Source organism: Escherichia sp. E4385, from assembly GCF_963883145.1.
Classification (GTDB): Bacteria; Pseudomonadota; Gammaproteobacteria; order Enterobacterales; family Enterobacteriaceae; genus Escherichia.
On the sequence record NZ_CAWOOJ010000014.1, the window covers coordinates 281,712 to 307,113 of the forward strand.

Consider the following 25,402-nt stretch of genomic DNA (forward strand, 5'->3'; position numbering starts at 1 on the left):
AATTTTAATTACAGCGCCTTCATGGTGCCTTTCGGCAGAACGGCGGCTACGAAGTCACGTTTAATAACTACTTCAGTGGTGTCATTCAGCGCGATAGCAATGTAGCCGTTTTCTGCTACTTTGGTTACGCGACCGACCAGGCCACCGTTCGTCAGCACTTCATCACCTTTCGCGATGGAGTCCATCAGCTTTTTGTGTTCTTTGGTGCGCTTCTGCTGTGGGCGCAGGATCATGAAATAGAAAATCAGACCGAATACCACCAGCATCAAAATCAAAGACATCGGGCTACCTTGTGCCGGAGCACCCGTTGCCGCTACCGCATCAGAAATAAAAAAGCTCATTAAATTTCCCTCATTATTAATATTAATCAACGTTCAAAGGTGGTACTTCTCGCCCCTGACGCTGGTAAAAATCAGCTACGAAGCTCTCTAATTTACCCTCTTCAATAGCCTTGCGTAAACCCGCCATCAAACGCTGGTAGTAACGAAGGTTATGAATGGTGTTGAGTCGCGCGCCTAATATTTCGTTGCAACGGTCGAGATGATGCAAGTAGGCACGTGAATAATTGCGACAGGTGTAGCAATCACACTCAGGATCGAGCGGGCCAGTGTCGCTCTTATACTTCGCATTGCGGATTTTCACCACGCCATCGGTCACGAACAGATGACCGTTACGCGCATTACGTGTTGGCATTACGCAGTCAAACATATCGATACCGCGGCGCACGCCTTCAACCAGGTCTTCCGGTTTACCAACGCCCATCAGGTAACGTGGTTTGTCTGCCGGAATTTGCGGACACACATGCTCCAGGATACGGTGCATATCTGCTTTCGGCTCACCCACTGCCAGACCGCCGACAGCGTAGCCATCAAAACCGATATCTACCAGACCTTTAACAGAGATATCACGTAAATCTTCGTAAACGCTGCCCTGAATGATACCAAAGAGCGCATTTTTGTTGCCGAGACTGTCAAAACGCTCGCGGCTACGCTTCGCCCAACGCAGCGACATCTCCATAGAGCGCTTCGCGTAATCCCAGTCAGCAGGATACGGCGTACACTCGTCAAAAATCATGACGATGTCTGAGCCAAGATCGTATTGAATCTCCATCGATTTTTCGGGATCGAGGAAAATCGGATCGCCGTTGATGGGGTTACGGAAGTGCACGCCCTGTTCGGTGATTTTACGAATATCGCCAAGACTGAAGACCTGGAAGCCGCCGGAGTCGGTAAGGATCGGGCCTTTCCACTGCATGAAATCGTGCAGATCGCCATGCAGTTTCATAATTTCCTGGCCCGGGCGCAGCCACAGGTGGAAAGTGTTACCCAGAATAATTTGCGCGCCAGTGGCTTCAACTTCTTCCGGCGTCATCCCTTTTACGGTACCGTAGGTGCCAACAGGCATAAAACAAGGCGTTTCCACTACGCCACGATCGAAGACCAGGCGGCCACGGCGTGCGCGACCGTCGGTGGTGTCCAGTTCAAATTTCATTTTTTCTCCACTACGTCAGAAAAACAGTCCAACGTTTAAACCAGCGCCGCGGAATTACTCCCCGACGCGCTCATTAATTGCCTGCGGATTGTACGTGATAAACATCGCATCACCGTAACTAAAAAAGCGATATTTCTCTTCTACTGCCGCTTTATAGGCGTTCATGGTGTGTTGATAACCGGCAAATGCGGAAACCAGCATAATCAGCGTTGACTCCGGCAGATGGAAGTTAGTCACCAGCGCATCGACTACTTTGTACTGGAAGCCGGGATAGATAAAGATTTGTGTATCATCGAAAAACGGTTCAATCAGATCGTTTTTCGCCGCCTGGGCCGCACTCTCAAGCGAGCGAACAGAGGTGGTGCCAACCGCAATCACCCGGTTACCACGCGCTTTCGCAGCCAGCACTGCGTCAACCACATCCTGCGGCACTTCTGCATATTCCGAGTGCATGATGTGGTCTTCAATGGTGTCGACGCGTACCGGCTGGAAGGTACCCGCCCCCACATGCAGAGTCACGAATGCCATCTCCACGCCCTTGGCGCGCAATTTTTCCAGCAGCGGTTCGTCAAAGTGCAGTCCGGCGGTCGGTGCTGCTACCGCGCCTGGTTTTTCGCTATAAACCGTTTGATAAAGTTCGCGGTCTGCATCTTCGTCCGGACGGTCGATGTACGGCGGCAGTGGCATATGGCCGATTCTGTTGAGAATATCCAGCACCGAGCGCTCATCGTTAAATTCGACTTCAAACAGCGCGCCATGACGAGCGGTCATTGTTGCTTTGATGCTTTCGTCATCGCCCAGCAGTAGCTCCGCGCCCGGTTTTGGCGCTTTCGAGGCGCGAATATGCGCGAGAATGCGTTTGTCGTCGAGCATCCGCTCAACCAGCACTTCAATTTTACCGCCAGTGGCTTTACGCCCAAACAGGCGCGCCGGGATCACGCGAGTATTGTTAAAAACCAGAAGATCGCCGGGGTTGAGCTTGTCGAATAAATCGGTGAAAGTACCGTGCGTCAGCGCGCCCGTCGGCCCGTCCAGCGACAGTAAACGACAGCTACTGCGTTCAGGCATGGGATAGTGGGCAATCAGGGATTCGGGCAATTCAAAGGAGAAATCGGTAACGCGCATGACACTGACTCAGACTAAAATAAGAGGCGGGTAGTCTAGTGCCGGGGCGCTCTCCCTGCAACCTTTACCCCCCTTTGGATAGAATATAATCGATGAATTTTTTAGCTCACCTGCATTTAGCCCATCTCGCTGAAAGTTCGCTTTCCGGCAATTTACTGGCTGATTTTGTTCGCGGAAATCCTGACGAAAGTTTTCCGCCCGACGTGGTTGCAGGTATTCATATGCATCGGCGTATCGATGTGTTAACCGACAATCTGCCGGAAGTCCGCGAAGCGCGGGAGTGGTTTCGCAACGAAACTCGCCGCGTTGCGCCTATTACGCTGGATGTGATGTGGGATCACTTTCTTTCCCGCCACTGGTCGCAGTTGTCGCCGGACTTTCCGCTACAGGAATTTGTCTGTTATGCCCGCGAACAAGTGATGACCATTCTGCCGGACTCACCGCCGCGCTTTATCAATCTGAATAACTACTTGTGGTCAGAGCAATGGCTGGTGCGCTATCGCGATATGGATTTCATCCAGAGCGTGTTAAACGGCATGGCAAGCCGTCGCCCACGTCTGGATGCTCTGCGTGACTCCTGGTACGATTTAGACACCCATTACGACGCCCTTGAAACCCGCTTCTGGCAATTTTATCCGCGGATGATGGAGCAAGCGTCACGCAAAGCGTTGTAATGTATTAATTCATCCACACCGTGGCTGATATCGCGGGCAACGTCAGGATCCCATCTACCCGTTGTCCGTTCCCTTCTTTGCATTGCCATTGCGCGACATTAAGCAACGGCGATGCGGGTAGCACCACTTCACACGCTTCACCACGGTTGATTGCCACTAGCACACGCTGCTGATTGAGCACACGCACAAACACCACCACGTTATCTTCCGCATACAACACCTGACAGCCGCCACGACGCAATGCCAGGCTCTTCTTACGCAGCGCAATCATTCGCTGGTACAGCGCGAATAGTTCCGTATCTTGTTTTTCCGGGTCCCAGGGAAACGGTTTACGACAAAATGGATCGTTATTGCCGTCCAGCCCCACTTCATCGCCGTAATAAATACACGGCACACCAGGCCAGGTGAACAGCCAGACGACCACCAGTGGCAGACGCGCAACATCCCGTCCGAGTAACGTTTTAAATCGCGCGGTATCGTGACTATCGAGCTGGTTAAACATACGCAGTTGCTGTTGATGAGAAAGCCCGGCACGGTAATTGTCCATCCAGGTCATACAGATTTGAGCGTCAATCTGCTGCGGATCGTAAGAGATATCGGTATTAGCGAGAAAGCCCCACAGCGGAAAAGTAAAGCCCCGATAGTTCATCGATGCATCTTCCACATCGGCCTGTAACCATTGCCGCGCATCGCCAAAATATTCACCGACAATGTACGCTTCTGGCTGGGTTTCTTTCGCCGCCTCAGTGATGCCAGCGACATGCTGCAAATTATTGCACGCCCCGCCCGCTTCCCCCAGCATATGCACCACATCCAGCCGCCAGCCGTCCATATTCCACGGCGCTTTCAGCCAGTGACGGACAATGCTGTCTTCACCGCGATAAATTTCATTCACCAGACTTTCCGACTGATAATCCAGTTTTGGCAGGCTGGCATAGCCCAGCCAATCGAGCGCCGTGCCGTCATCGCGAAACGAGTACCAGTCGCGCCAGGGCGATTCGGGGTTATGGCAAGCGCCGCCCGTCCCGCGATTGTGCCTGTCAAACCAGGCATGAGAATCGCCACTGTGGTTAAACACGCCGTCCAGCATCAGGCGCATTCCTTGCTGCTGCGTGTTGTGTCTCAAACGCAGCAACGCCCCGTCGCCGCCAAACTGCGGATCGACGTGGCGATAATCTTCGGTATCGTATTTATGCACGCTGGGTGCTTTAAACACCGGATTAAGATACAGCGCCGTCACGCCGAGCTTTTTCAGGTACGGCAGTTTTTCGCTTATCCCGTCCAGATCGCCGCCATAGAACGTTGATCCGCCCGCCTGTGCCGTGACCGGTTCATCCCAGTCACGCAATATGATTTCCCGCCCGGCGGCGTGATGATAATAGACATGATCCTGATCGGCATTACGAGGCAGACTCCGGGCAAAACGATCCGGGAAGATCTGATAAAAAATCTGATCCGCCGCCCATTGTGGTCCGATATCCGGCACATCGACGGCAAACTGTTCCAGCCGTGCTGGTGGTATTGGGCTGAAACCTTGCGGCGTAAACCAACGCTGGCGATCGTGCCACAGCAATTTGAAACTGTAGCGCCGCCGTGGTTGCCCGGTGACGAGAGAGAGCGCTCCCCGCCACGCCGTCACACCAGGCTGCGGCTGGCTGCGCTGTTTATGCATCGGTATTGATGTTTCTTCGTTATCGTTTTCCATGCGCAACATAATGCGCTGTGGCGGCTCTTCGCCCGTCAGCCACAGTGTAATGAGCAGTTGATCTTTGCTTTGTTTAACAAATGGGGGCACCGGCAGGTGCCATGCATTTAACATCATAATTCCCCTGTGATGAAAATGTGTTCACCTTGCCATAGCCTAATGCAGGATCACTCATCATCTGAAGGATATTTGGGGGAGGAGGACGGGGGCGGATAATTTTCGGAATAGCCGGATCAGGTTTTGCTCCTGATCCGGCGACAAAAGGCAGGAATTAGTGGTTTTCTGCCAACTGACGATCGTGGCGGCGTTTAAACATCCAGCCAATCAACAGCACCACAATCCACGCAAAACCAACGTACAGAGAGATACGCGTTTCAGGGTGATAACCAATCAATCCGATGATAAAGACCAGGAAAACCAGCCCCGTGATGGTCGTTGCCACTCCGCCAGGAACTTTAAATTTCAGCGCTTTAACTTCTTCTGGCGGCAGGCGGCGACGGAAGGCAATCTGCGACAGCAGGATCATAATCCACACCCACACGGTAGCGAAGGTCGCCAGCGAGGCAATCACCAGGAAGACGTTTTCCGGCATGATGTAGTTCAGATACACAGCAAACAACAGCGCGGTAGTCATGACCAGCACCGTGACCCACGGAATACCGCGACGCGACGTTTTGCTGAAAATTTTCGGCGCACTACCCTGCTCTGCCATGCCGTGCAACATACGGCCTACGCCAAACACGTCGCTGTTAATTGCCGACAAAGAGGCTGTCAGCACAACGAAGTTAAGAATGCTGGCGGCAAAGGTAATCCCCAAATGCTGGAACGTCAGCACGAACGGGCTACCTGCAGTACCTACCTGATTCCACGGATAGATAGACATAATGACGAACAGCGTACCAACATAGAAAACCAGAATACGCATCGGCACTGAGTTAATCGCGCGCGGAATAGACTTCTCCGGCTCTTTCGCTTCACCGGCGGTAATACCAATAATTTCAATACCACCGTAGGCAAACATCACCATTTGCAACGACATCACCATGCCAAGCCAGCCGTTACTGAAGAAGCCGCCGTTGCTCCACAGGTTATGGATACCGGTCGGTTGCCCGCCGTTGCCAATCCCCCAAATGATGATACCGAAACCAGCAACGATCATGATGATAATGGTGGCGACTTTAAAGAACGAGAACCAGAATTCCAGCTCACCAAAGACTTTCACGCTCATCAGGTTAATGGCGCAGATAATCAGCACCACGCTCAACACCCATATCCAGTGCGGCACCGTCGGGAACCAGACGCCCATATAGATACCGAAAGCGGTGACATCGGCGATGGCGACAATAAGGATTTCAAAGCAGTAGGTCCAGCCGGTGATATAACCTGCCAGCGGGCCAAGGTTTTCCTGCGCATAACGCGAGAAAGAGCTGGCGGCCGGGTTATGTACCGACATTTCTCCCAGCGCACGCATAATGATATACGCCGCGACACCACCGATAATATAGGCCAACAACACGCTCGGTCCGGCCATTTTGATGGCGTCCGCCGAACCGTAAAACAACCCGGTGCCAATTGCTGAACCCAGTGCCATAAAGCGTATGTGTCGGGTACTTAGCCCACGCTTTAGCTTGTTCTTACTTTCCATCAATTCCTAACCCATCAACACAATAAAAAACCACGGGGCATCGCAGCCCCGTGGTTAAAACAAATTTACAGTGATTTAGTGGGCGCTGGAGGTCACCTGACGACCTGCTGCGCGATCCCAGATAATGGCCAGAACCACCATCACCACCGTTGGCATTAACCACGCCAGACCTTGTTCGGCCAGCGGTAAACGCTGCGCCCAGGACGGTAAAATATCGCTGAATGCAGATGCTTTGATCCCGTCGAGAATACCAAAAAGCAGGCTGATAAACATCGGCGGAGCAATCACGCGGGACGAATTATGCCACCATGAGCGTGTAAAACTTAATACAACCAGTGCGATACACGGCGGATAAATGGCAGTCAGCACCGGTACAGAGATCTGAATCAGCTGGCTTAAGCCCAGATTAGACACCACCATCGAGAAGCCGCCGAGGATAAACACCAGCGTACGGTATGAGAGCGGGATGTATTGAGCGAAGAATTCCGCACAAGCGCAGGTCAGGCCAACCGCCGTGACCAGACAAGCGATGAAGATTAACGCCGCCAGCAGGAAGCTACCGCCGCCGCCAAAGGTGTGCTGAACGTAAGCATGCAGAATAGCGGCACCGTTCGCGGATTGATCAACCAGCGACGCGCTGTCTGAACCCAGACGGAACAGCGCCAGGTACAGCAGAGTCAAACCAACGCCTGCCATCAGGCCAGCCCAGACGGTATAACGGGTCAGCAGACGCGCTTCGGTAACGCCGCGAGAACGCGCCGCGTTAACAATAACGATACCAAACACCATCGCGCCCAGCGTATCCATAGTCAGATAGCCATTGACGAAGCCGTTAGAAAACGCAGCGTTTTGATAAGCCTCAGTTGCCGTGCTGATAGAACCCGCAGGCCAGACAATCGCCGCAACAGACAGGATGACCAGCGCGATAATTTTCAGCGGTGCAAGGAAGTTGCCCACGGTATCCAGCAGCTTGCCCGGATAGAGCGAAACCAGAATAACGATAGCGAAATAGACCAGGCTGTAGATAAACAGCGGCAGTGCGGAGTCACCCGTCAGCGGCGCAATGCCCACTTCAAAGGAGACAGTTGCCGTACGCGGTGTTGCAAACAGCGGCCCTACCGCCAGGTAGCAAACCGTTGCCAGCAGCACGCCTGCAACTTTACCGATTGGTGTACTCAGACTATCGACGCCGCCGCCAACTTTCGCCAGCGCCACTACCGTTAATACCGGCAGACCAACGGCAGTAATAAGGAAGCCGAATGCCGCAGTCCAGACGTGTTCGCCTGCCTGCAAGCCGACCATAGGAGGGAAAATAATGTTACCTGCGCCAACGAACAACGCAAATGTCATAAAGCCCAGAGCGATGATATCGCGCGATCTTAACTGATGGGTCATAAATCATACTGCCTGTGGATGTGGTGTTGTAACGTTAAATTTTGTGCCAATCCCTGGGGATGATACAGCGGTATATTTAAACAATTTTAGCGGGAAATACTCCCAACCAGGCGCGGCGAAGAATAGTTTTTCGATTTACCGCGTGAATGCAGTCAGTATGACAGCACCTGAAGCGCAATTTAAACGCTTATAACGTTTTAAAGCAAGGAGGGATCTAAAAACCAGAGGGATATAGCGATAAGAAATCACCAACCAGTATAAAACACTATTTCCGTGAAAAAGATATGGCTTATCATGCGAACAAAAAATCACCAGACATGGTAAAATTCAGCGCCCGTTTTTTGACTGCAAAGAAAAAAAGCCAGCATCGGCTGGCTTATGGCAACAAAAAATGACAAAGGCGGATTAATCGCTATTTTTGGCAATTAAACGTTCCGGCAGAACAAAACTGAAACGCGTGCCTTTACCCACCGTACTTTCAATATTGAGCCGGCTTTCATGATGATTTACCGCATGCTTCACGATCGCTAACCCCAACCCGCTACCGCCAGTTTGTCGGGAACGCGCTTTATCAACGCGATAAAAACGCTCGGTCAGGCGTGGAATATGCTCCGGTGCGATGCCCGGTCCATTATCTTCAACGCTAAATTCAGCACCGTGCGGCACTCGCTGCCAGCGTACGGTGATATGCGTACCTTCCGGTGTATGATTCACGGCGTTATAGACCAGATTCGAAATCGCACTGCGTAACTGGTCTTCGCTACCAGACACTTTGAGGCCGTTATCTATCTCAAAGGTAAATGTCTGTTTTTGCTGGCTCAGCGTCTGAGCTTCACGCTCAACGACGCGCAGCATCATCGGCACATCAACCTTCTCATTCAGCAACTGCGTCGGCGCGGCTTCAATTTTCGACAAGGTCAGCAACTGCTTCACCAGCCCTTCCATCCGCTGAGTCTGCTCACGCATGGTGTGCAACGCTTTTTCGCGTACCGCGCCTTCCAGCGGCTGCTCATCCATCATCTCCAGGTAACCCTGTAACACGGTCAATGGCGTGCGTAACTCATGGCTTACGTTGGCGAAAAAGTTGCGCCGCGCCCCTTCCAGTTGATGCATTTGCGTGACATCTCGCGCCACCATCAGCAGCTGTTTATGGGTATAAGGCATGACGCGAATTTCCAGATGCCGCCCGGTGTTGAGCACCAGATTGAGCGGGCGAGAAAAATCACGCGTTTTCAGATATTGCGTAAACTCCGGATAACGCAGCAGGTTAAGGATGTTCTGCCCGTTATCTTCTGGCCAGCGCAGACCAAGAATTTGTTGCGCCAGACCATTACACCAGAAAATCCCACCCTCTTCCGTGGTCAGCACCACCGCATCGGGTAGCGACTCCGCGCCGCTACGAAAGCGTTTGATAAGATTACCCAGCTCGCGGCGGCGTTTTTTATTACGCAGTTGCATCTGGTGTAAACCGTACAGCAGCGGTTCCCAGCTACCACGCCCCGGTGGCGGGGTCATACTGCGATCCACCCACAGCCACCATGAAAGGCGCAATAAATTCCAGAAATGCCAGATAAGCAGTCCTGTCACCGATGCCAGCAAAAACCAGGGCAGGTAACCAAAAAATGCACCCAGGATGAAAGCCGGGAGGCAGCAAAGTAGCAGCTCCAGCACCAGCCTTTTCCACGACAGCCGTTCCAGCACGTAAGATACTCCAGTTAAGAAATCATAAGCCCTGCTCTGCGTCCGATGAGCAAGGCGTTAAAAGCGGGTTGAAAAACGATATCCTGTACCGCGCACGGTCTGCACCATGCGGTCATGCCCGCCGGGCTCCAGTGCTTTACGCAGGCGGCGAATGTGGACATCGACCGTGCGGTCTTCCACATATACGTTGGTTCCCCAGACGTGATTTAACAGTTGCTCGCGACTGTACACGCGCTCGGGATGCGTCATAAAAAAGTGCAGCAGTTTAAATTCAGTTGGCCCCATCTCCAGCGGTTCTTCGCCCGCCATCACCCGGTGAGATGTCGGGTCGAGACTTAGCCCCTGCATCTCAATCACCTCTTCCACCGCCATCGGCGATATACGGCGCATTACCGCTTTGATTCGCGCCACCAGCTCCTTCGGCGAAAACGGCTTGGTGATATAGTCATCCGCACCGGTTTCAAGGCCGCGCACGCGATCTTCTTCTTCCCCTCTGGCGGTCAACATCACAACCGGAATATCACGGGTCATCGACTCACGCTTGAGATGTTTGATGAACTGGATACCGGAGCCGCCGGGTAACATCCAGTCGAGGAGAATTAAATCCGGCCAGGGTTCATTCAGTTGGTTCACAGCACTGTCATAATCTTCCGCTTCGACCGGCTGGAAGCCATTTTGCTCGAGCACGAAGCAGACCATTTCGCGAATTGGAGCTTCATCTTCTACGACCAGAATACGTCTCGCCATGATTTGCCCTGTTGTAATAAATAGATTGCGATCATTAATGCGACGTCATTATGCGTCAGATTTATGACAGATTTATGAAAAGCACGCCGCACATCCTTTCAGGTTATTGATTTCTGTGGTGCAGAAAAAAGCAAATAGCGCACCTGTTTGGGTATAATCGCGCCCATGCTTTTTCGCCAGAGAATCGTTATGCGCATCCTTCACACTTCAGACTGGCATCTCGGCCAGAACTTCTACAGTAAAAGCCGCGAAGCTGAGCATCAGGCTTTTCTTGACTGGCTGCTGGAGACAGCACAAACCCATCAGGTGGATGCGATTATTGTTGCCGGTGATGTTTTCGATACCGGCTCGCCGCCCAGTTACGCCCGCACGTTATACAACCGTTTTGTTGTCAATTTACAGCAAACGGGCTGTCATCTGGTGGTACTGGCGGGAAACCATGATTCGGTCGCCACGCTGAATGAATCGCGCGATATCATGGCGTTCCTCAATACTACCGTGGTCGCCAGCGCCGGACATGCGCCGCAAATCTTGCCTCATCGCGACGGGACGCCAGGCGCAGTGCTGTGCCCCATTCCTTTTTTACGCCCGCGTGACATTATTACCAGCCAGGCGGGGCTAAACGGTATTGAAAAACAGCAGCATTTGCTGGCGGCTATTACTGATTATTATCAACAACACTATGCCGATGCCTGCAAACTGCGCGGCGATCAGCCTCTGCCCATCATCGCCACGGGACATTTAACGACCGTGGGCGCCAGTAAAAGTGATGCCGTGCGTGACATCTATATTGGCACGCTGGACGCGTTTCCGGCACAAAACTTTCCGCCAGCCGACTACATCGCGCTCGGGCATATTCACCGCGCGCAGCTCATTGGCGGCATGGAACATGTTCGCTATTGCGGTTCCCCCATTCCACTGAGTTTTGATGAATGCGGTAAGAGTAAATATGTCCATCTGGTGACATTTTCAAACGGCAAATTAGAGAGCGTGGAAAACCTGAACGTGCCGATAACGCAGCCGATGGCGGTACTGAAAGGCGATCTGGCGTCGATTACCGAACAGCTTGAACAATGGCGCGATGTATCACAGGAGCCACCTGTCTGGCTGGATATCGAAATCACTACCGATGAGTATCTGCATGATATTCAGCGCAAAATCCAGGTATTAACAGAATCACTGCCAGTTGAAGTATTGCTGGTGCGCCGGAGTCGTGAACAGCGCGAGCGTGTGTTAGCCAGCCAACAGCGTGAAACCCTCAGCGAACTCAGCGTCGAAGAGGTGTTCAATCGCCGTCTGGCACTGGAAGAACTGGATGAATCGCAGCAGCAACGTCTACAGAATCTTTTCGCCACGACGTTGCAGACCCTCGCCGGAGAACACGAAGCATGAAAATTCTCAGCCTGCGCCTGAAAAACCTGAACTCATTAAAAGGCGAATGGAAGATTGATTTCACCCGCGAGCCGTTCGCCAGCAACGGGCTGTTTGCCATTACCGGCCCAACCGGTGCGGGGAAAACCACCCTGCTGGACGCCATTTGTCTGGCGCTGTATCACGAAACCCCGCGCCTCTCTAACGTTTCGCAATCACAAAATGATCTCATGACCCGCGATACCGCCGAATGTCTGGCGGAAGTGGAATTTGAAGTGAAAGGTGAAGCGTATCGCGCGTTCTGGAGCCAGAATCGGGCGCGTAACCAGCCGGACGGTAATTTGCAGGTGCCACGCGTAGAGCTGGCGCGCTGCGCAGACGGCAAAATTCTCGCCGACAAAGTGAAAGATAAGCTGGAACTGACGGCGACGTTAACCGGACTGGATTACGGGCGCTTCACCCGTTCGATGCTGCTTTCGCAGGGGCAATTTGCTGCCTTCCTCAATGCCAAACCCAAAGAACGCGCGGAATTGCTCGAGGAGTTAACCGGCACTGAAATCTACGGGCAAATCTCTGCGATGGTTTTTGAACAGCATAAATCGGCCCGCACAGAGCTGGAGAAGCTGCAAGCGCAGGCCAGCGGCGTTGCGTTATTAGCGCCAGAACAGCTGCAATCGCTGACAGAAAGTTTGCAGGTACTCACTGACGAAGAGAAACGGTTACTCACTGCGCAGCAGCAAGAACAACAATCGCTAAACTGGTTAACGCGTCTGGACGAATTGCAGCAAGAAGCCAGCCGCCGTCAGCAGGCACTGCAACAAGCGTTAGCCGAAGAAGAAAAAGCGCAACCGCAACTGGCGGCGCTCAGCCTGGCGCAACCGGCACGAAATCTTCGTCCGCACTGGGAACGCATCGCAGAACACAGCGCGGCGCTGGCGCATACTCGCCAGCAGATTGAAGAAGTAAATACTCGCTTACAGAGCACAATGGCGCTTCGCGCGAGCATTCGCCACCACGCGGCGAAGCAGTCAGCAGAATTACAGCAGCAGCAACAAAGCCTGAATGCCTGGTTACAGGAACACGACCGCTTCCGTCAGTGGAACAACGAACTGGCGGGTTGGCGTGCGCAGTTCTCCCAGCAGACCAGCGATCGTGGGCATCTGCGGCAATGGCAGCAACAGTTAACCCATGCTGAGCAAAAACTTAATGCGCTTGCGGCGATCACGTTGACGTTAACCGCCGATGAAGTTGCTACCGCCCTGGCACAACATGCTGAGCAACGCCCACTGCGTCAGCGCCTGGTCGCGCTGCATGGGCAGATTGTTCCCCAACAAAAACGCCTAGCGCAATTACAGGTCGCTATCCAGAATGTCACGCAAGAACAGACGCAACGTAATGCCGCACTTAACGAAATGCGCCAGCGTTATAAAGAAAAAACGCAACAACTTGCCGATGTCAAAACCATTTGCGAGCAGGAAGCGCGCATCAAAACGCTGGAAGCTCAACGTGCACAGTTACAGGCGGGTCAGCCTTGCCCACTTTGTGGTTCCACCAGCCACCCGGCGGTCGAGGCGTATCAGGCGCTGGAGCCTGGCGTTAATCAGTCTCGATTACTGGCGCTGGAAAACGAAGTTAAAAAGCTCGGCGAAGAAGGCGCGGCGCTGCGTGGGCAACTGGACGCCTTAACGAAGCAGCTTCAGCGTGATGAAAACGAAGCGCAAAGCCTCCGACAAGATGAGCAAGCACTTACTCAACAATGGCAAGCCGTCACGGCCAGCCTCAATATCACCTTGCAGCCGCAGGACGATATTCAACCGTGGCTGGATGCACAAGATGAGCACGAACGCCAGCTGCGGTTACTCAGCCAACGGCATGAATTACAAGGGCAGATTGCCGCGCATAATCAGCAAATTATCCAGTATCAACAGCAAATTGAACAACGCCAGCAGCAACTCTTAACGGCATTGGCGGGTTATGCACTGACATTGCCACAGGAAGAGGAAGAAGAGAGCTGGTTGGCGACACGTCAGCAAGAAGCGCAGAGCTGGCAGCAACGCCAGAACGAATTAACCGCGCTGCAAAACCGTATTCAGCAGCTGACGCCGATTCTGGAAACGTTGCCGCAAAGTGATGAACTCCCGCACAGCGAAGAAACTGTGGCGCTGGAAAACTGGCGGCAAGTTCACGAACAATGCCTCGCGTTGCAAAGCCAGCAGCAAACGTTGCAGCAACAGGAGGTTCTGGCAGTGCAAAGCCTGCAAAAAGTTCAGGCGCAGTTTGACACCGCGCTACAGGACAGCATTTTTGACGATCAGCAGGCATTTCTTGCGGCGTTAATGGATGAGCAGACGCTAACTCAGCTGGAACAGCTGAAACAGAATCTGGAAAACCAGCGTCGTCAGGCGCAAGCGCTGGCCACTCAGACAGCAGAAACGCTGGCACAGCATCAGCAACACCGACCTGGCGGACTGGATCTCACGGTGACGGTGGAACAGATTCAGCAAGAGTTAGCGCAAACTCACCAAAAGTTGCGTGAAAACACCACTCGCCAGGGGGAAATTCGCCAGCAGCTGAAGCAGGATGCAGACAACCGTCAGCAACAACAAACCTTAATGCAGCAAATTGCACAGACGACGCAGCAGGTTGAGGACTGGGGATATCTTAATTCGCTGATTGGCTCCAAAGAGGGCGATAAATTCCGTAAATTCGCTCAGGGGCTGACGCTGGACAATCTGGTCCATCTGGCTAACCAGCAACTTACCCGGCTGCACGGTCGCTACCTGTTACAGCGTAAAGCCAGCGAGGCGCTGGAGGTCGAAGTTGTCGATACCTGGCAGGCAGATGCGGTACGCGATACCCGTACGCTTTCCGGCGGCGAAAGTTTCCTCGTGAGCCTGGCGCTGGCGCTGGCGCTTTCGGATCTGGTCAGCCATAAAACGCGTATTGACTCGCTGTTCCTCGATGAAGGTTTCGGCACGCTGGATAGCGAAACGCTGGATACCGCCCTTGACGCACTGGATGCCCTGAACGCCAGTGGTAAAACCATCGGGGTGATTAGCCACGTTGAAGCGATGAAAGAGCGTATTCCGGTGCAGATTAAAGTGAAGAAGATCAACGGACTGGGCTACAGTAAACTGGAAAGCGCGTTTGCGGTGAAATAACTATTCAGCAGGATAATGAATACAGAGGGGCGAATTATCTCTTGGCCCGACTGGTCGTTATCCTGCAAGCTATCACTTTATTGGCTACGGTGATTCGTAGCTGCTCTGTTGGTTGTGATGGTGGTATGAAAAAAGTTATTTTATCTTTGGCACTCGGCACATTTGGCCTGGGGATGGCTGAATTTGGCATTATGGGGGTGCTCACGGAGCTGGCGCATAATGTGGGGATTTCGATTCCTGCCGCCGGGCATATGATTTCGTATTATGCGCTGGGGGTGGTGGTCGGTGCGCCGATAATCGCGCTTTTTTCCAGTCGCTACTCACTCAAACATATCTTGTTGTTTCTGGTGACGTTGTGCGTCATTGGCAACGCCATGTTCACGCTCTCTTCGTCTTACCTGATGCTCGCCATTGGCCGCCTGGTTTCCGGTTTTCCGCATGGCGCATTTTTTGGCGTCGGGGCGATCGTGTTATCGAAAATTATCCAACCCGGCAAAGTCACCGCCGCCGTGGCGGGGATGGTTTCCGGGATGACAGTCGCCAATTTGCTGGGCATTCCGCTGGGAACGTATTTAAGTCAGGAATTTAGCTGGCGCTACACCTTTTTGTTGATCGCTGTTTTTAATATTGCGGTGATGGCATCGGTCTATTTTTGGGTGCCGGATATTCGCGACGAGGCGAAAGGAAAGCTGCGCGAACAATTTCACTTTTTGCGCAGCCCGGCCCCGTGGTTAATTTTCGCCGCCACGATGTTTGGCAACGCAGGTGTGTTTGCCTGGTTTAGTTACGTTAAACCTTACATGATGTTTATTTCCGGTTTTTCGGAAACGGCGATGACCTTCATTATGATGCTGGTCGGACTGGGGATGGTGCTGGGGAATATGCTAAGTGGCAGGATTTCAGGACGTTATTCACCACTGCGCATTGCGGCAGTGACTGACTTTATTATTGTGCTGGCACTGTTGATGCTCTTTTTCTTCGGCGGCATGAAAACAACGTCGCTTATTTTTGCTTTTATTTGTTGCGCGGGATTATTTGCCCTTTCAGCACCGCTGCAAATATTGTTACTGCAAAATGCCAAAGGTGGGGAGTTATTAGGTGCCGCGGGTGGGCAAATAGCGTTTAACCTCGGTAGCGCCGTGGGCGCATATTGCGGTGGGATGATGCTGACGCTGGGGCTGGCATATAATTACGTGGCGTTGCCTGCTGCCCTGCTCTCGTTTGCTGCGATGTCCTCATTGCTGCTGTATGGTCGCTATAAGCGCCAGCAAGTAGCGGAGAGTCCGGTGCTGGCGAAACCACTGGGATAGGTTGCAGTCACGGTGCACGTTACTTGTTGCCGGATGCGGCGTGAACGCCTTATCCGGCCTACGGGCTGCTTATTTTGTAGGCCTGATAAGACGCGGCAAGCGTCGCATCAGGCATCTGAGCACAGTGCCGGATGCGGCGCGAGCGCCTTATCCGGCCTACGGACTACGGCTGCTCATTTTGTAGGCCTGATAAGACGCGACAAGCGTCGCATCAGGCATCTGAGCACGGTGCCGGATGCGGCGTGAACGCCTTATCCGGCCTACGGGCTGCTCATTTTGTAGGTCTGATAAGACGCGGCAAGCATCGCATCAGGCATCTGAACACGGTGCCGGATGCGGCGCGAGCGCCTTATCTGGCTTACGAGATGCTTATTTTGTAGGCCTGATAAGACGCGGCAAGCGTCGCATCAGGCATCTGAGCACGGTGCCGGATGCGGCGCGAGCACCTTATCCGGCCTACGGGCTGCTTATTTTGTAGACCTGATAAGACGCGGCAGTGTCGCATCAGGCATGATGCACCAGTTGCCTGGGTTTTTTACTCTTGTGGCCATAACCATGCGGCGCCGCGTACGCCGCTCGAATCACCATGCTTCGCCTTACGCACGGGCGTTTCACATTCGCCACCGAAGACAAATTGTTTAATCAGCGGTGGAACTGTTTGATATAAACGGTCAACATTGCTCATCCCTCCGCCCAGGACAATCACATCCGGGTCGAGAATATTCACCACATGCGCCAGCGACTTCGCCAGTCGTAGCTCATAACGACGTAATGCCAACTCAGCAACCGGATCGTTTTCTTCAACCAGGCGGATAATTTCACTGCCTTTCAGCGCATGTCCGCTCAAACGACGATAATCCGTCGCGAATCCCGTGCCCGAAATAAAGGTTTCAATACAGCCTTGTTTACCGCAATAACAAGGGACTTCCTCGCGATAACGCAGTTCGTCTTCGTCCATCCACGGTAGCGGATTGTGTCCCCACTCGCCTGCCGTGCCATTGCCGCCGATATGCGCCCGCCCATTGAATGCTACGCCCGCGCCGCATCCCGTGCCAATAATCACAGCAAATACCGTCTGCGCTCCCGCTGCCGCGCCATCTACCGCTTCCGAAACCGCCAGACAGTTGGCGTCATTTGCCAGCCGCACTTCCCGCTGCAACCGCGCGCTTAAGTCTTTATCGAATGGCTGACCGTTAAGCCAGGTTGAATTGGCATTTTTCACCACTCCGGTGTAAGGCGAAATCGAGCCTGGGATCCCCATCCCCACTGTTCCACGCTGTCCTGTCGCCTGCTCCGCCATCTCTACCAACGTGGCGATCGTTTCTATGGTCTGGCGGTAATCATCACGCGGCGTGGGCAGACGATGACGGTACAACTGCTCCCCTGCATCGCCCAGTGCAATCACTTCAGTTTTGGTGCCGCCTAAATCGATACCTATACGCACGGTACTCTCCTTATTTTTTTCAATATCAATAGCGTAGAGACGGACAACCGGATTGGCAATGCAAGGCCGCCGACAATTCGTTATCATGCCCGCTAAATTTAACGACAAGGCCGTGGAAATTATCATGCTGTGGTTCAAAAATTTAATGGTTTACCGTCTTAGCCGCGAGATTTCGCTGCGTGCAGAAGAGATGGAAAAACAGCTAGCCTCGATGGCATTTACCCCATGCGGCAGCCAGGATATGGCGAAGATGGGCTGGGTTCCTCCGATGGGATCGCACAGCGATGCGTTAACGCACGTTGCCAATGGTCAAATTGTTATCTGTGCGCGCAAAGAAGAAAAAATTCTCCCGTCTCCGGTCATTAAACAGGCTCTGGAAGCGAAAATCGCCAAACTGGAAGCTGAGCAAGCACGTAAGCTGAAGAAAACCGAAAAAGATTCGCTGAAAGATGAAGTGTTGCACTCTCTGCTGCCTCGCGCCTTCAGCCGTTTCAGCCAAACCATGATGTGGATCGACACGGTGAACGGTTTGATCATGGTGGACTGCGCCAGCGCCAAAAAAGCGGAAGATACGCTGGCACTGCTGCGTAAAAGCCTGGGGTCGTTACCGGTTGTGCCATTGAGCATGGAAAACCCGATTGAACTGACGCTGACCGAATGGGTTCGCTCCGGTAGTGCTGCACAGGGCTTCCAGCTGCTTGATGAAGCCGAGCTGAAATCGCTGCTGGAAGATGGCGGCGTGATCCGCGCGAAGAAACAAGATCTGACCAGCGAAGAGATCACTAATCACATTGAAGCCGGAAAAGTGGTGACTAAACTGGCGCTCGACTGGCAGCAGCGCGTTCAGTTTGTGATGTGCGACGATGGTTCGCTCAAGCGCCTGAAGTTCTGCGACGAACTGCGCGATCAAAACGAAGACATCGACCGCGAAGATTTTGCCCAGCGCTTTGACGCCGATTTCATCCTGATGACCGGCGAACTGGCAGCGTTAATTCAAAACCTGATCGAAGGATTGGGTGGCGAAGCGCAACGTTAATAGCTGGTTTGCCTTCAATGCCGGATGCGACGCCTCGGTGCGTCTTATCCGGCGTACGAAGCCATGCCAGGCATTAATCTAATCATTCGCTACGTCGGGTAATGATTTTTAACGCTGCAATATTGTGTGTTTTACGCCGTAACTGATCTAACCGCCTCGTCCCGATTCGCCTGTCGGCAGCACGCAGAATATTCACTAACCCCCATTTATCGCTGGCAAACTGTTTCGTTAACAGCTCCGCTTTTGGGGTATCAATATATTCACGCAATAAATCAGAAATTGAACAAATATCCGTCAGGTAAGGATACCAGCAAGTTTCGCCGTGAAAATTTCGCACCCCATGATCACCCGCGACAAAATCTTTTGGGTAATCCCAGATAACATCTTGATCCAGAGTGATCCAGTAACGCGGCAAATCGGTGCTTCCACCATTTTGGCTGCGCATTGGATAACGGGTACAGTGAATTTGCAGATTGATGGTCGGCGTCAGTAAATCATAGATTTCCCGCTGTAATTTACTCCAGGGCCGTAACCTCATTTTAATTCCTCAAGCTTATTGCGCGCTTCACTGCGAATTTGCCGTGTTGATCCGGTTTTAACTAATTCACGTAATTGTTGTGGATCCGGATGATCGGCAAATAACAGTAATGACGGATCCTCTTTTAACCACGCCGTTTTCACCTCAGCAGGCAGTTGCGGATTGGCAATCGCTCCCTGACGATCCTGCGGTGTAACCAATGCTGTGAATGCGGAAGTCGGCGTATGCGCATTAATCAACGCCGTTTTACGTAATTGTTCATGCCGACTTTGCAGTAATGCCAGCCAAAACTCGTCATCAGGCTTATCTGTCAGCTTATCCAGCTCGATTAAAATAACGCTATCATCATCATTCCAGCGACGTAATCCTCTATCACACTGCCTACGATTACTATTTGTCATGTCTGTAACAGACAGCGCCCAGTCAGAATTAAAGCGATATTGCTTATCAAGACGGGTAATAATCTCTGATGGTAAATCATTTTTATCAAATAACTGATTGCGCATCCGGTAACGATATTCAGCCGGTAAATCAGGCAGCAAATCGATGGCGTCATTGAGCATTGCTTCATCTACCATGCCATTATCAATCAGTTCCAGTTGTATATCATACGCCTGCTCCTGATCTTCTTGCCGTTTGCTCATCATTAATTGCAATGTGCGCTGCCACAATTTTTTCTTATATTCCAACGGCAGCAGTTTATCGTGTGCTAATTCATTCCAGACAGCGGGGTTATCATGATGTGTCAGGAGATAGTTAATCACTTCAGTTGACGTCAGATAACGCGCACCTTCACGTAAATATTGTATATCTTCTTTTGCCAGCGACAGTTGGCGCGCTTCAGGTAAAGCAATAAATAATGCCATCACGATATTTTTATGGTCTTTATTATCGAGATACATTTGATCTGCAATACGTTCAATATCGGGAATACTCATGTTTGCAGAAAGTCGCGTAACTTTGAGTTCCGCAAGGGCATGAGCTACGGCTTCACGGACCTTAGGTGATTGATCGTTACTCAGCGCCACGGCTTGTCGTGTAGTCAAATCGGCACCAGCAATTCGTTCGCGTAGTTCATCATCATCGCTATTTATCAGTTCATCCACCACGGATGCAGGCGCCAGCCATGCGTAATCGTACTGGCTGACTAACGTCTTACGCACAATCGGAAACGGACTCTGACTTAATAGGGCAATGATTTCCGGAGAAAGATTATCCTGTCTGGCCTGCTCGAGTTGGACGCTCTCGACAGGAGTCGACATTAATTTTTCATTCACTTCTGGTGAAATATCGCTGTTTTTAATCAGTCCTTTCGCCACTGCCTGGTCTTTAATAAAAGGTGCGGTGAGTAAATGCATTTGCCTGGCAGGCCAACGCTGCGCCATATATTCTCGTGTCTGGTCATCAGGATGCTGTAGCAATTGCAGCATAACATCGGTTGGTAAACTCTCCATGCGAGTCAGAAAACGCGCCACCAGCGGATCTTCATGCTTAACGTTGCCAGCCGCAAATTTTTCGACCTTGCCCTGTTCAATCCACTGCAATTTTTCACTTAACCCCGATACAGGTTTATCGCGAAACAACGGCAATCCCTGGACAATACTGGCCGCTACGCTGTCATAATCAGGATAGGCATTTAAAACATTGTCGGTTTCAATTTCAGTAATCTCATAGAGATCGGGCTCAAACAGAGAATACGCTTTTCGAATATTCGCATCCCAGTCATAATTTTCATTGCTGGTATCTTCGTTGATATAAAACTCAGCGTTATTAACCTCAAATTGCGTTGCCTTGTCTGAAACAATAATTCCGCGAGCTGTAATACCTTTCATTACTTCAAAGTTATGATCATTATAATCAGCATAGACTAAACCTTTCGCTTGCATCTCACCTTTGACGTATGCGAAATCATGATTAATAAAGTTGTCGACAATCACATTGCCCAACACAATGAGATGACCATCACCTGCCGAATAATCATCATAATCACCATTAATGGTTAAATTCCCCTTGACCACCAGGGTATGCTTATTACTAAAATTGCTGGGTATTGATAAATCTCCATTATGATAATACCAACGAATGTTATTTTTAAGCATATAAGAGGCTTCCATACTATCATCGGTTTCCTCTTTCACTCCATTACGTTCTTCTGCGGTCATGATATGGAAATCTGACTTAATAAGATCATCGCTAGTGATCCACTCAGCAGCGTAAACATTTTCGGTGGCAATAAATACAACCATACAGATGATCAATATTTTTATTTTATTCATAATCTTCACTGATATTAATATCAACCTTGATAGATTATGAATATATCGAAAATAGAAAAATTAGCAGCAACGGAGATTTTATTATTTGTGAAATAAGGAATATTTCAGAAAAATGCCCTCCCATTCAGACGGGAAGGCGCGATATTACAGATAGCGGCACAGATAGGAGGTCGGTTCGGCAACTTGCAGATGGAACTCGCTGTGGCCGGGAACATTAAATACTTCACCAGCTTCATACACGCGCCAGTCGGTAGCGCCAGGCAGCAAAACATTCAGCGCCCCGCTGACTACCGTCATCTCTTCGGGTTCCGCAGTACTGAACGTGTATTCACCTTCAACCATCACACCGACGCTGGCGCGGCCAGTATCGCTGCTGGTAAAGCCGATCGATTTCACTTTTCCGGAAAAGTATTCGTTACTTTGAAGCATAAACTGGCCCTGTCAGGTGGTTTAACATCTTCTTCACTATAGGGGCCAAAGGTGCTAACTGTCACGTAAAATTACACCAGCAATTCCGCCGCCAGCCTTGCAATCAATACGTTAGAGAGCAAAACAGGTACATCGAGCTTTTTTTGCAGTAAATCGCGATGACGCTGATTAAATCCTAAACAATCCAGCATGATGACATCCGCCCCATTCGCCAGCAATTCTTTCCCGGCATCAACGATTTTCTGCTCCGAATCGTGAATGGGATTTCCCAGCGAAAATAGTGGTATTCTCTGCAAAATTTGCCATTTTTGCGCCTGAACGGCCAAAAGCTCTTCTACTGGTACAATAACACCGACCTGGTGACCTTCAACAATGGAGGAAACCAGCGGTGGGAGAATGCGCAAAGGCTCGAGGAAGATCGTATTTCGCGCTGTCATATTGCTAATGTTGGCCGTACTCATTAGCAAAATAACGTCATAATCCTGATTATCGAGTACCTCAATCACGCTTTGTAGATCACGCTCCACTTTACGGCGTGAAACGTGGGCCAGCTGGTTGTCATTTAATAATGTAAGAATAGTTTCTTCGCCTGCTTCTGGCGCATACTCCGCCATCACCTCTTCGCGGCTTAATTTCCCCAGCAGGCTATGATGGGAAATATTATTTTCGTCAATGTACTCCGTCAGAAGCGGCAAAACTTCATGCATTGGTACAATGCCGATGGTCAGAATCGCCAACGACGCGCTCATTGTCTTCCACCTTTCTTTTTCGTCGTTAATTACCGGGCAAATACTCAGCACCACAGCGGGCGCTTGCCGATGCTACAAATGCAAAAAAGCGTAGCAGCAGACGCGCACGGCATAATGTAAAGATTCCCAATAGTTCCAGTAATGGATTGTTATTGTTTAATATTCTAATTATTTGAAAAACATGAATTGTGAAAAGTGTGATGCAGGTCCGTTGTAATAGCACTCAGAGTCCCTTCCGAGCAGTCTGATGCGGTCACTCTTTATCAGGATCCTCATAGCGTTTTTTAGCATCCATCGCCTCCTGGGCCGTAGGATGTTCGCTGATCAAAGAGTCTGGTTTGGGATGATCGGCTCGCAGCTGATACCAGGTCACAGTCTGTCCTTGCTGGCCTTTTTCTACCGTAACAATTCTGGCTTCTCGGGGATAAGGCGGTTTCGTTGGCATTGTTCTTCCTTATTTCACGGGATGAACATTAAGTATAGGTGCCAGGACAATGACAGTTTGCCGTTTGTGCCAAAGCGGTTCGAATTTCAGAGATCACCTGACTGGGTTCGTTGTTAGCATCGACGATAATATGCGCAACTTCACGATATAATGCATCGCGTTCTTCCAGCACTTCCTGAACTTCTTCACTTAACGGTTTTCCTGTAAGTGTTGGCCGTAAATCCTCTTCTGGCGCTGCTTGCAGACGATTTACCAGCACTGACACCGGCGCGCACAAGTAAACCACAATCCCGTTATTACGCATGTAGTGGCGATTAAATTCCGTCAGAATAATACCGCCGCCCGTCGCGATAACGGTGGATGGTGCAGTAACTGCTTCCAGAGCTGCGCTCTCCCTGGCGCGAAATCCTGCCCACTCTTCCTTTTCGACGATCTCTGCTACCGTCATATTGAGTTGTGATTGCAACCATTGGTCGGTATCAACAAACCGACAGTTGAGCGAATCGGCAAGGGCCATTCCGACCGTTGTTTTACCACAGCCCCGAGGCCCGATCAGAAAAAGAGGTTGTGTCATCGTGGGTTTTCCCCAAAAGGTCGCAATGCGGCGAAAGCCGGTTTCGTAAGAATAACGATCATACCATCAAACTAGTACAATTTCGATTGTAAAGAAATAATTCCACTTAAGGAGTGAACTTCAATACATTCCTTACTATAACAAGAAATGATTGAGAAAGAAGTGTAAATAATAAATTACATTTACGAACGGTTACGCTGAACTTCCAGCCACCATTTTTCAAGTTCAGCCGCAAATGCCTGGCGGTCACGTTGCGAAAGACTATCTGGCCCTCCGGTCTGGATCCCGCTGGCTCTAAGGGTATCCATAAAATCGCGCATCGTCAGACGTTCACGAATAGTCGCTGGCGTGTAACGTTCGCCGCGCGGATTAAGCGCCGCCGCATCTTTCTCGATGGCTTCAGCTGCCAAAGGGATATCTGCGGTTATTACCAAATCGCCCGCCTCACACTGACGTACAATTTCATTATCAGCCACGTCAAAACCTGCCGCGACGCGCAGCGTGCGAATAAACCGCGATGGCGGCACGCGTAAACTCTGATTTGCCACCAACACCAGCGGCATCTGCATACGTTCTGCCGCGCGATACAGAATCTCTTTAATTACATTGGGACACGCATCGGCGTCCACCCATATTGTCATAAGGCTATCCTCTGTTGGGTAATCCTCTATTGTGTCGCGCTTTTGCCTTCCGGCATAGTTCTGTTTATGCTTCTGACCAGGCGCTTTTCAAAATAATGAATTCACGGCAGGAGTGTGCAATGGAAAAGAAAATCGGTTTTATTGGCTGCGGCAATATGGGAAAAGCCATTCTCGGCGGTCTGATTGCCAGCGGTCAGGTCCTTCCAGGGCAAATCTGGGTGTATACCCCCTCCCCGGATAAAGTTGCCGCCTTACATGAACAGTTTGGTATCAACGCCGCAGAATCGGCACAGGAAGTGGCGCAAATCACCGATATCGTCTTTGCTGCCGTCAAACCGGGCATCATGATTAAAGTCCTTAGCGAAATCACTTCCAGCCTGAATAAAGACTCTCTGGTGGTTTCTATCGCCGCAGGCGTTACGCTCGACCAACTTGCCCGGGCGCTGGGTCACGACCGGAAAATTATTCGCGCCATGCCGAACACCCCCGCGTTGGTCAACGCCGGGATGACATCCGTAACGCCAAACGCGTTGGTCACTCCCGAAGATACTGCCGATGTGCTGAATATTTTCCGCTGCTTTGGCGAGGCGGAAGTCATTGCTGAGCCGATGATCCACCCAGTGGTTGGCGTGAGCGGTTCTTCGCCAGCCTATGTCTTTATGTTTATCGAAGCGATGGCCGACGCCGCCGTGCTGGGCGGGATGCCACGCGCGCAAGCCTACAAGTTTGCCGCCCAGGCGGTAATGGGTTCCGCGAAAATGGTGCTGGAAACCGGAGAACATCCGGGCGCCTTGAAAGATATGGTCTGCTCACCAGGAGGCACAACCATTGAAGCGGTACGCGTTCTGGAAGAGAAAGGATTCCGTGCCGCGGTGATCGAAGCGATGACGAAGTGTATGGAAAAATCAGAAAAACTCAGCAAGTCCTGATGACTCTCGCCGGACG

Annotated in this window: 22 protein-coding genes; 6 read left to right on the plus strand and 16 right to left on the minus strand. The window is 51.3% G+C overall.

The genetic code is table 11. From position 1 onward, the window contains the following. Nucleotides 1-8: 8 nt before the first annotated feature. From yajC to queA, 3 genes are read right to left on the minus strand one after another with little or no spacing between them, the layout of a single operon-like run. On the minus strand, nucleotides 9-341 hold the full coding sequence (yajC, locus tag AACS80_RS15775; RefSeq protein WP_000007629.1) for a preprotein translocase subunit YajC: 333 nt from the start codon (nucleotides 339-341) through the stop codon (nucleotides 9-11). Nucleotides 342-363: 22 nt separating this feature from the next. Beyond that, the gene (gene tgt, locus AACS80_RS15780; protein WP_000667317.1) at nucleotides 364-1,491 is read right to left on the minus strand and encodes a tRNA guanosine(34) transglycosylase Tgt; all 1,128 of its coding nucleotides are present in this window, start codon (nucleotides 1,489-1,491) and stop codon (nucleotides 364-366) included. Nucleotides 1,492-1,545: 54 nt separating this feature from the next. Next, nucleotides 1,546-2,616, minus strand: a complete 1,071-nt coding sequence (gene queA / locus AACS80_RS15785) for a tRNA preQ1(34) S-adenosylmethionine ribosyltransferase-isomerase QueA (RefSeq protein ID WP_138183865.1) — start codon at nucleotides 2,614-2,616, stop codon at nucleotides 1,546-1,548. 92 nt (nucleotides 2,617-2,708) lie between these two features. Here queA and acpH point away from each other — a divergent pair, with 92 nt between their 5' ends. After that, entirely contained in the window at nucleotides 2,709-3,290 is a 582-nt protein-coding gene (acpH, locus tag AACS80_RS15790; protein WP_130223247.1) for an ACP phosphodiesterase, read from the plus strand. 4 nt (nucleotides 3,291-3,294) lie between these two features. Here the strand turns inward: acpH and malZ are convergent, their stop codons facing one another. From malZ to phoB, 5 genes are all read right to left on the minus strand, one after another. Next, entirely contained in the window at nucleotides 3,295-5,112 is a 1,818-nt protein-coding gene (gene malZ, locus AACS80_RS15795) for a maltodextrin glucosidase (RefSeq protein ID WP_135409601.1), read from the minus strand. 154 nt (nucleotides 5,113-5,266) lie between these two features. Continuing rightward, on the minus strand, nucleotides 5,267-6,640 hold the full coding sequence (gene proY, locus AACS80_RS15800; protein ID WP_130223251.1) for a proline-specific permease ProY: 1,374 nt from the start codon (nucleotides 6,638-6,640) through the stop codon (nucleotides 5,267-5,269). A 75-nt stretch (nucleotides 6,641-6,715) separates the two neighbouring features. Next, entirely contained in the window at nucleotides 6,716-8,035 is a 1,320-nt protein-coding gene (brnQ, locus tag AACS80_RS15805) for a branched-chain amino acid transporter carrier protein BrnQ (protein WP_130206217.1), read from the minus strand. Between the two features lie 405 nt (nucleotides 8,036-8,440). Then, nucleotides 8,441-9,736 carry a phosphate regulon sensor histidine kinase PhoR gene (phoR, locus tag AACS80_RS15810; protein WP_130206215.1) on the minus strand — a complete coding sequence of 432 codons (1,296 nt, stop codon included), beginning with the start codon at nucleotides 9,734-9,736 and terminating at the stop codon, nucleotides 8,441-8,443. Between the two features lie 57 nt (nucleotides 9,737-9,793). After that, on the minus strand, nucleotides 9,794-10,483 hold the full coding sequence (gene phoB, locus AACS80_RS15815) for a phosphate response regulator transcription factor PhoB (RefSeq protein ID WP_000113933.1): 690 nt from the start codon (nucleotides 10,481-10,483) through the stop codon (nucleotides 9,794-9,796). 189 nt (nucleotides 10,484-10,672) lie between these two features. On the opposite strand from phoB, the gene sbcD reads away from it, so the two are divergent. From sbcD to araJ, 3 genes are all read left to right on the plus strand, one after another. Then, entirely contained in the window at nucleotides 10,673-11,875 is a 1,203-nt protein-coding gene (gene sbcD / locus AACS80_RS15820; protein ID WP_135409600.1) for an exonuclease subunit SbcD, read from the plus strand. Next, nucleotides 11,872-15,015: an exonuclease subunit SbcC gene (sbcC, locus tag AACS80_RS15825; RefSeq protein ID WP_138183866.1), complete on the plus strand. Its 3,144-nt coding sequence runs from the start codon at nucleotides 11,872-11,874 to the stop codon at nucleotides 15,013-15,015. The genes sbcD and sbcC overlap by 4 nt, the downstream gene beginning before the upstream one ends. A 125-nt stretch (nucleotides 15,016-15,140) precedes the next feature. After that, nucleotides 15,141-16,325: an MFS transporter AraJ gene (gene araJ, locus AACS80_RS15830; RefSeq protein ID WP_135409705.1), complete on the plus strand. Its 1,185-nt coding sequence runs from the start codon at nucleotides 15,141-15,143 to the stop codon at nucleotides 16,323-16,325. A 535-nt stretch (nucleotides 16,326-16,860) separates the two neighbouring features. Here the strand turns inward: araJ and mak are convergent. Further along, complete coding sequence (gene mak / locus AACS80_RS15835) at nucleotides 16,861-17,769, minus strand: fructokinase (RefSeq protein WP_135384910.1); 909 nt, start codon at nucleotides 17,767-17,769, stop codon at nucleotides 16,861-16,863. Between the two features lie 124 nt (nucleotides 17,770-17,893). Between mak and rdgC the strand changes: the two genes are divergently transcribed. Continuing rightward, a complete protein-coding gene (gene rdgC, locus AACS80_RS15840) occupies nucleotides 17,894-18,805 on the plus strand; it encodes a recombination-associated protein RdgC (RefSeq protein WP_130206205.1) in 912 nt (303 codons plus the stop codon). Nucleotides 18,806-18,887: 82 nt separating this feature from the next. Here the strand turns inward: rdgC and AACS80_RS15845 are convergent, their stop codons facing one another. From AACS80_RS15845 to AACS80_RS15875, 7 genes are all read right to left on the minus strand, one after another. After that, entirely contained in the window at nucleotides 18,888-19,343 is a 456-nt protein-coding gene (locus tag AACS80_RS15845; RefSeq protein ID WP_135409586.1) for an SF0329 family protein, read from the minus strand. Next, a complete protein-coding gene (locus AACS80_RS15850; RefSeq protein WP_138183867.1) occupies nucleotides 19,340-21,619 on the minus strand; it encodes a DUF2773 domain-containing protein in 2,280 nt (759 codons plus the stop codon). Before AACS80_RS15850 ends, AACS80_RS15845 begins: the two co-directional genes overlap by 4 nt. Nucleotides 21,620-21,763: 144 nt before the next feature. Further along, nucleotides 21,764-22,048 carry a pyrimidine/purine nucleoside phosphorylase gene (gene ppnP, locus AACS80_RS15855; RefSeq protein ID WP_064527100.1) on the minus strand — a complete coding sequence of 95 codons (285 nt, stop codon included), beginning with the start codon at nucleotides 22,046-22,048 and terminating at the stop codon, nucleotides 21,764-21,766. Between the two features lie 71 nt (nucleotides 22,049-22,119). Further along, entirely contained in the window at nucleotides 22,120-22,797 is a 678-nt protein-coding gene (locus AACS80_RS15860) for an AroM family protein (RefSeq protein WP_135409585.1), read from the minus strand. Nucleotides 22,798-23,050: 253 nt separating this feature from the next. Beyond that, entirely contained in the window at nucleotides 23,051-23,242 is a 192-nt protein-coding gene (yaiA, locus tag AACS80_RS15865; RefSeq protein WP_130206195.1) for a protein YaiA, read from the minus strand. A gap of 28 nt (nucleotides 23,243-23,270) precedes the next feature. After that, nucleotides 23,271-23,816: a shikimate kinase AroL gene (gene aroL, locus AACS80_RS15870; RefSeq protein WP_135409584.1), complete on the minus strand. Its 546-nt coding sequence runs from the start codon at nucleotides 23,814-23,816 to the stop codon at nucleotides 23,271-23,273. Between the two features lie 182 nt (nucleotides 23,817-23,998). After that, nucleotides 23,999-24,457 (minus strand): YaiI/YqxD family protein, encoded by a 459-nt coding sequence (locus AACS80_RS15875; protein ID WP_135409583.1) that lies wholly within the window; start codon nucleotides 24,455-24,457, stop codon nucleotides 23,999-24,001. Nucleotides 24,458-24,576: 119 nt separating this feature from the next. Between AACS80_RS15875 and proC the strand changes: the two genes are divergently transcribed. Next, nucleotides 24,577-25,386, plus strand: coding sequence for a pyrroline-5-carboxylate reductase (gene proC, locus AACS80_RS15880; protein ID WP_130215404.1), 810 nt, complete (start codon nucleotides 24,577-24,579; stop codon nucleotides 25,384-25,386). Nucleotides 25,387-25,402: the final 16 nt, after the last annotated feature.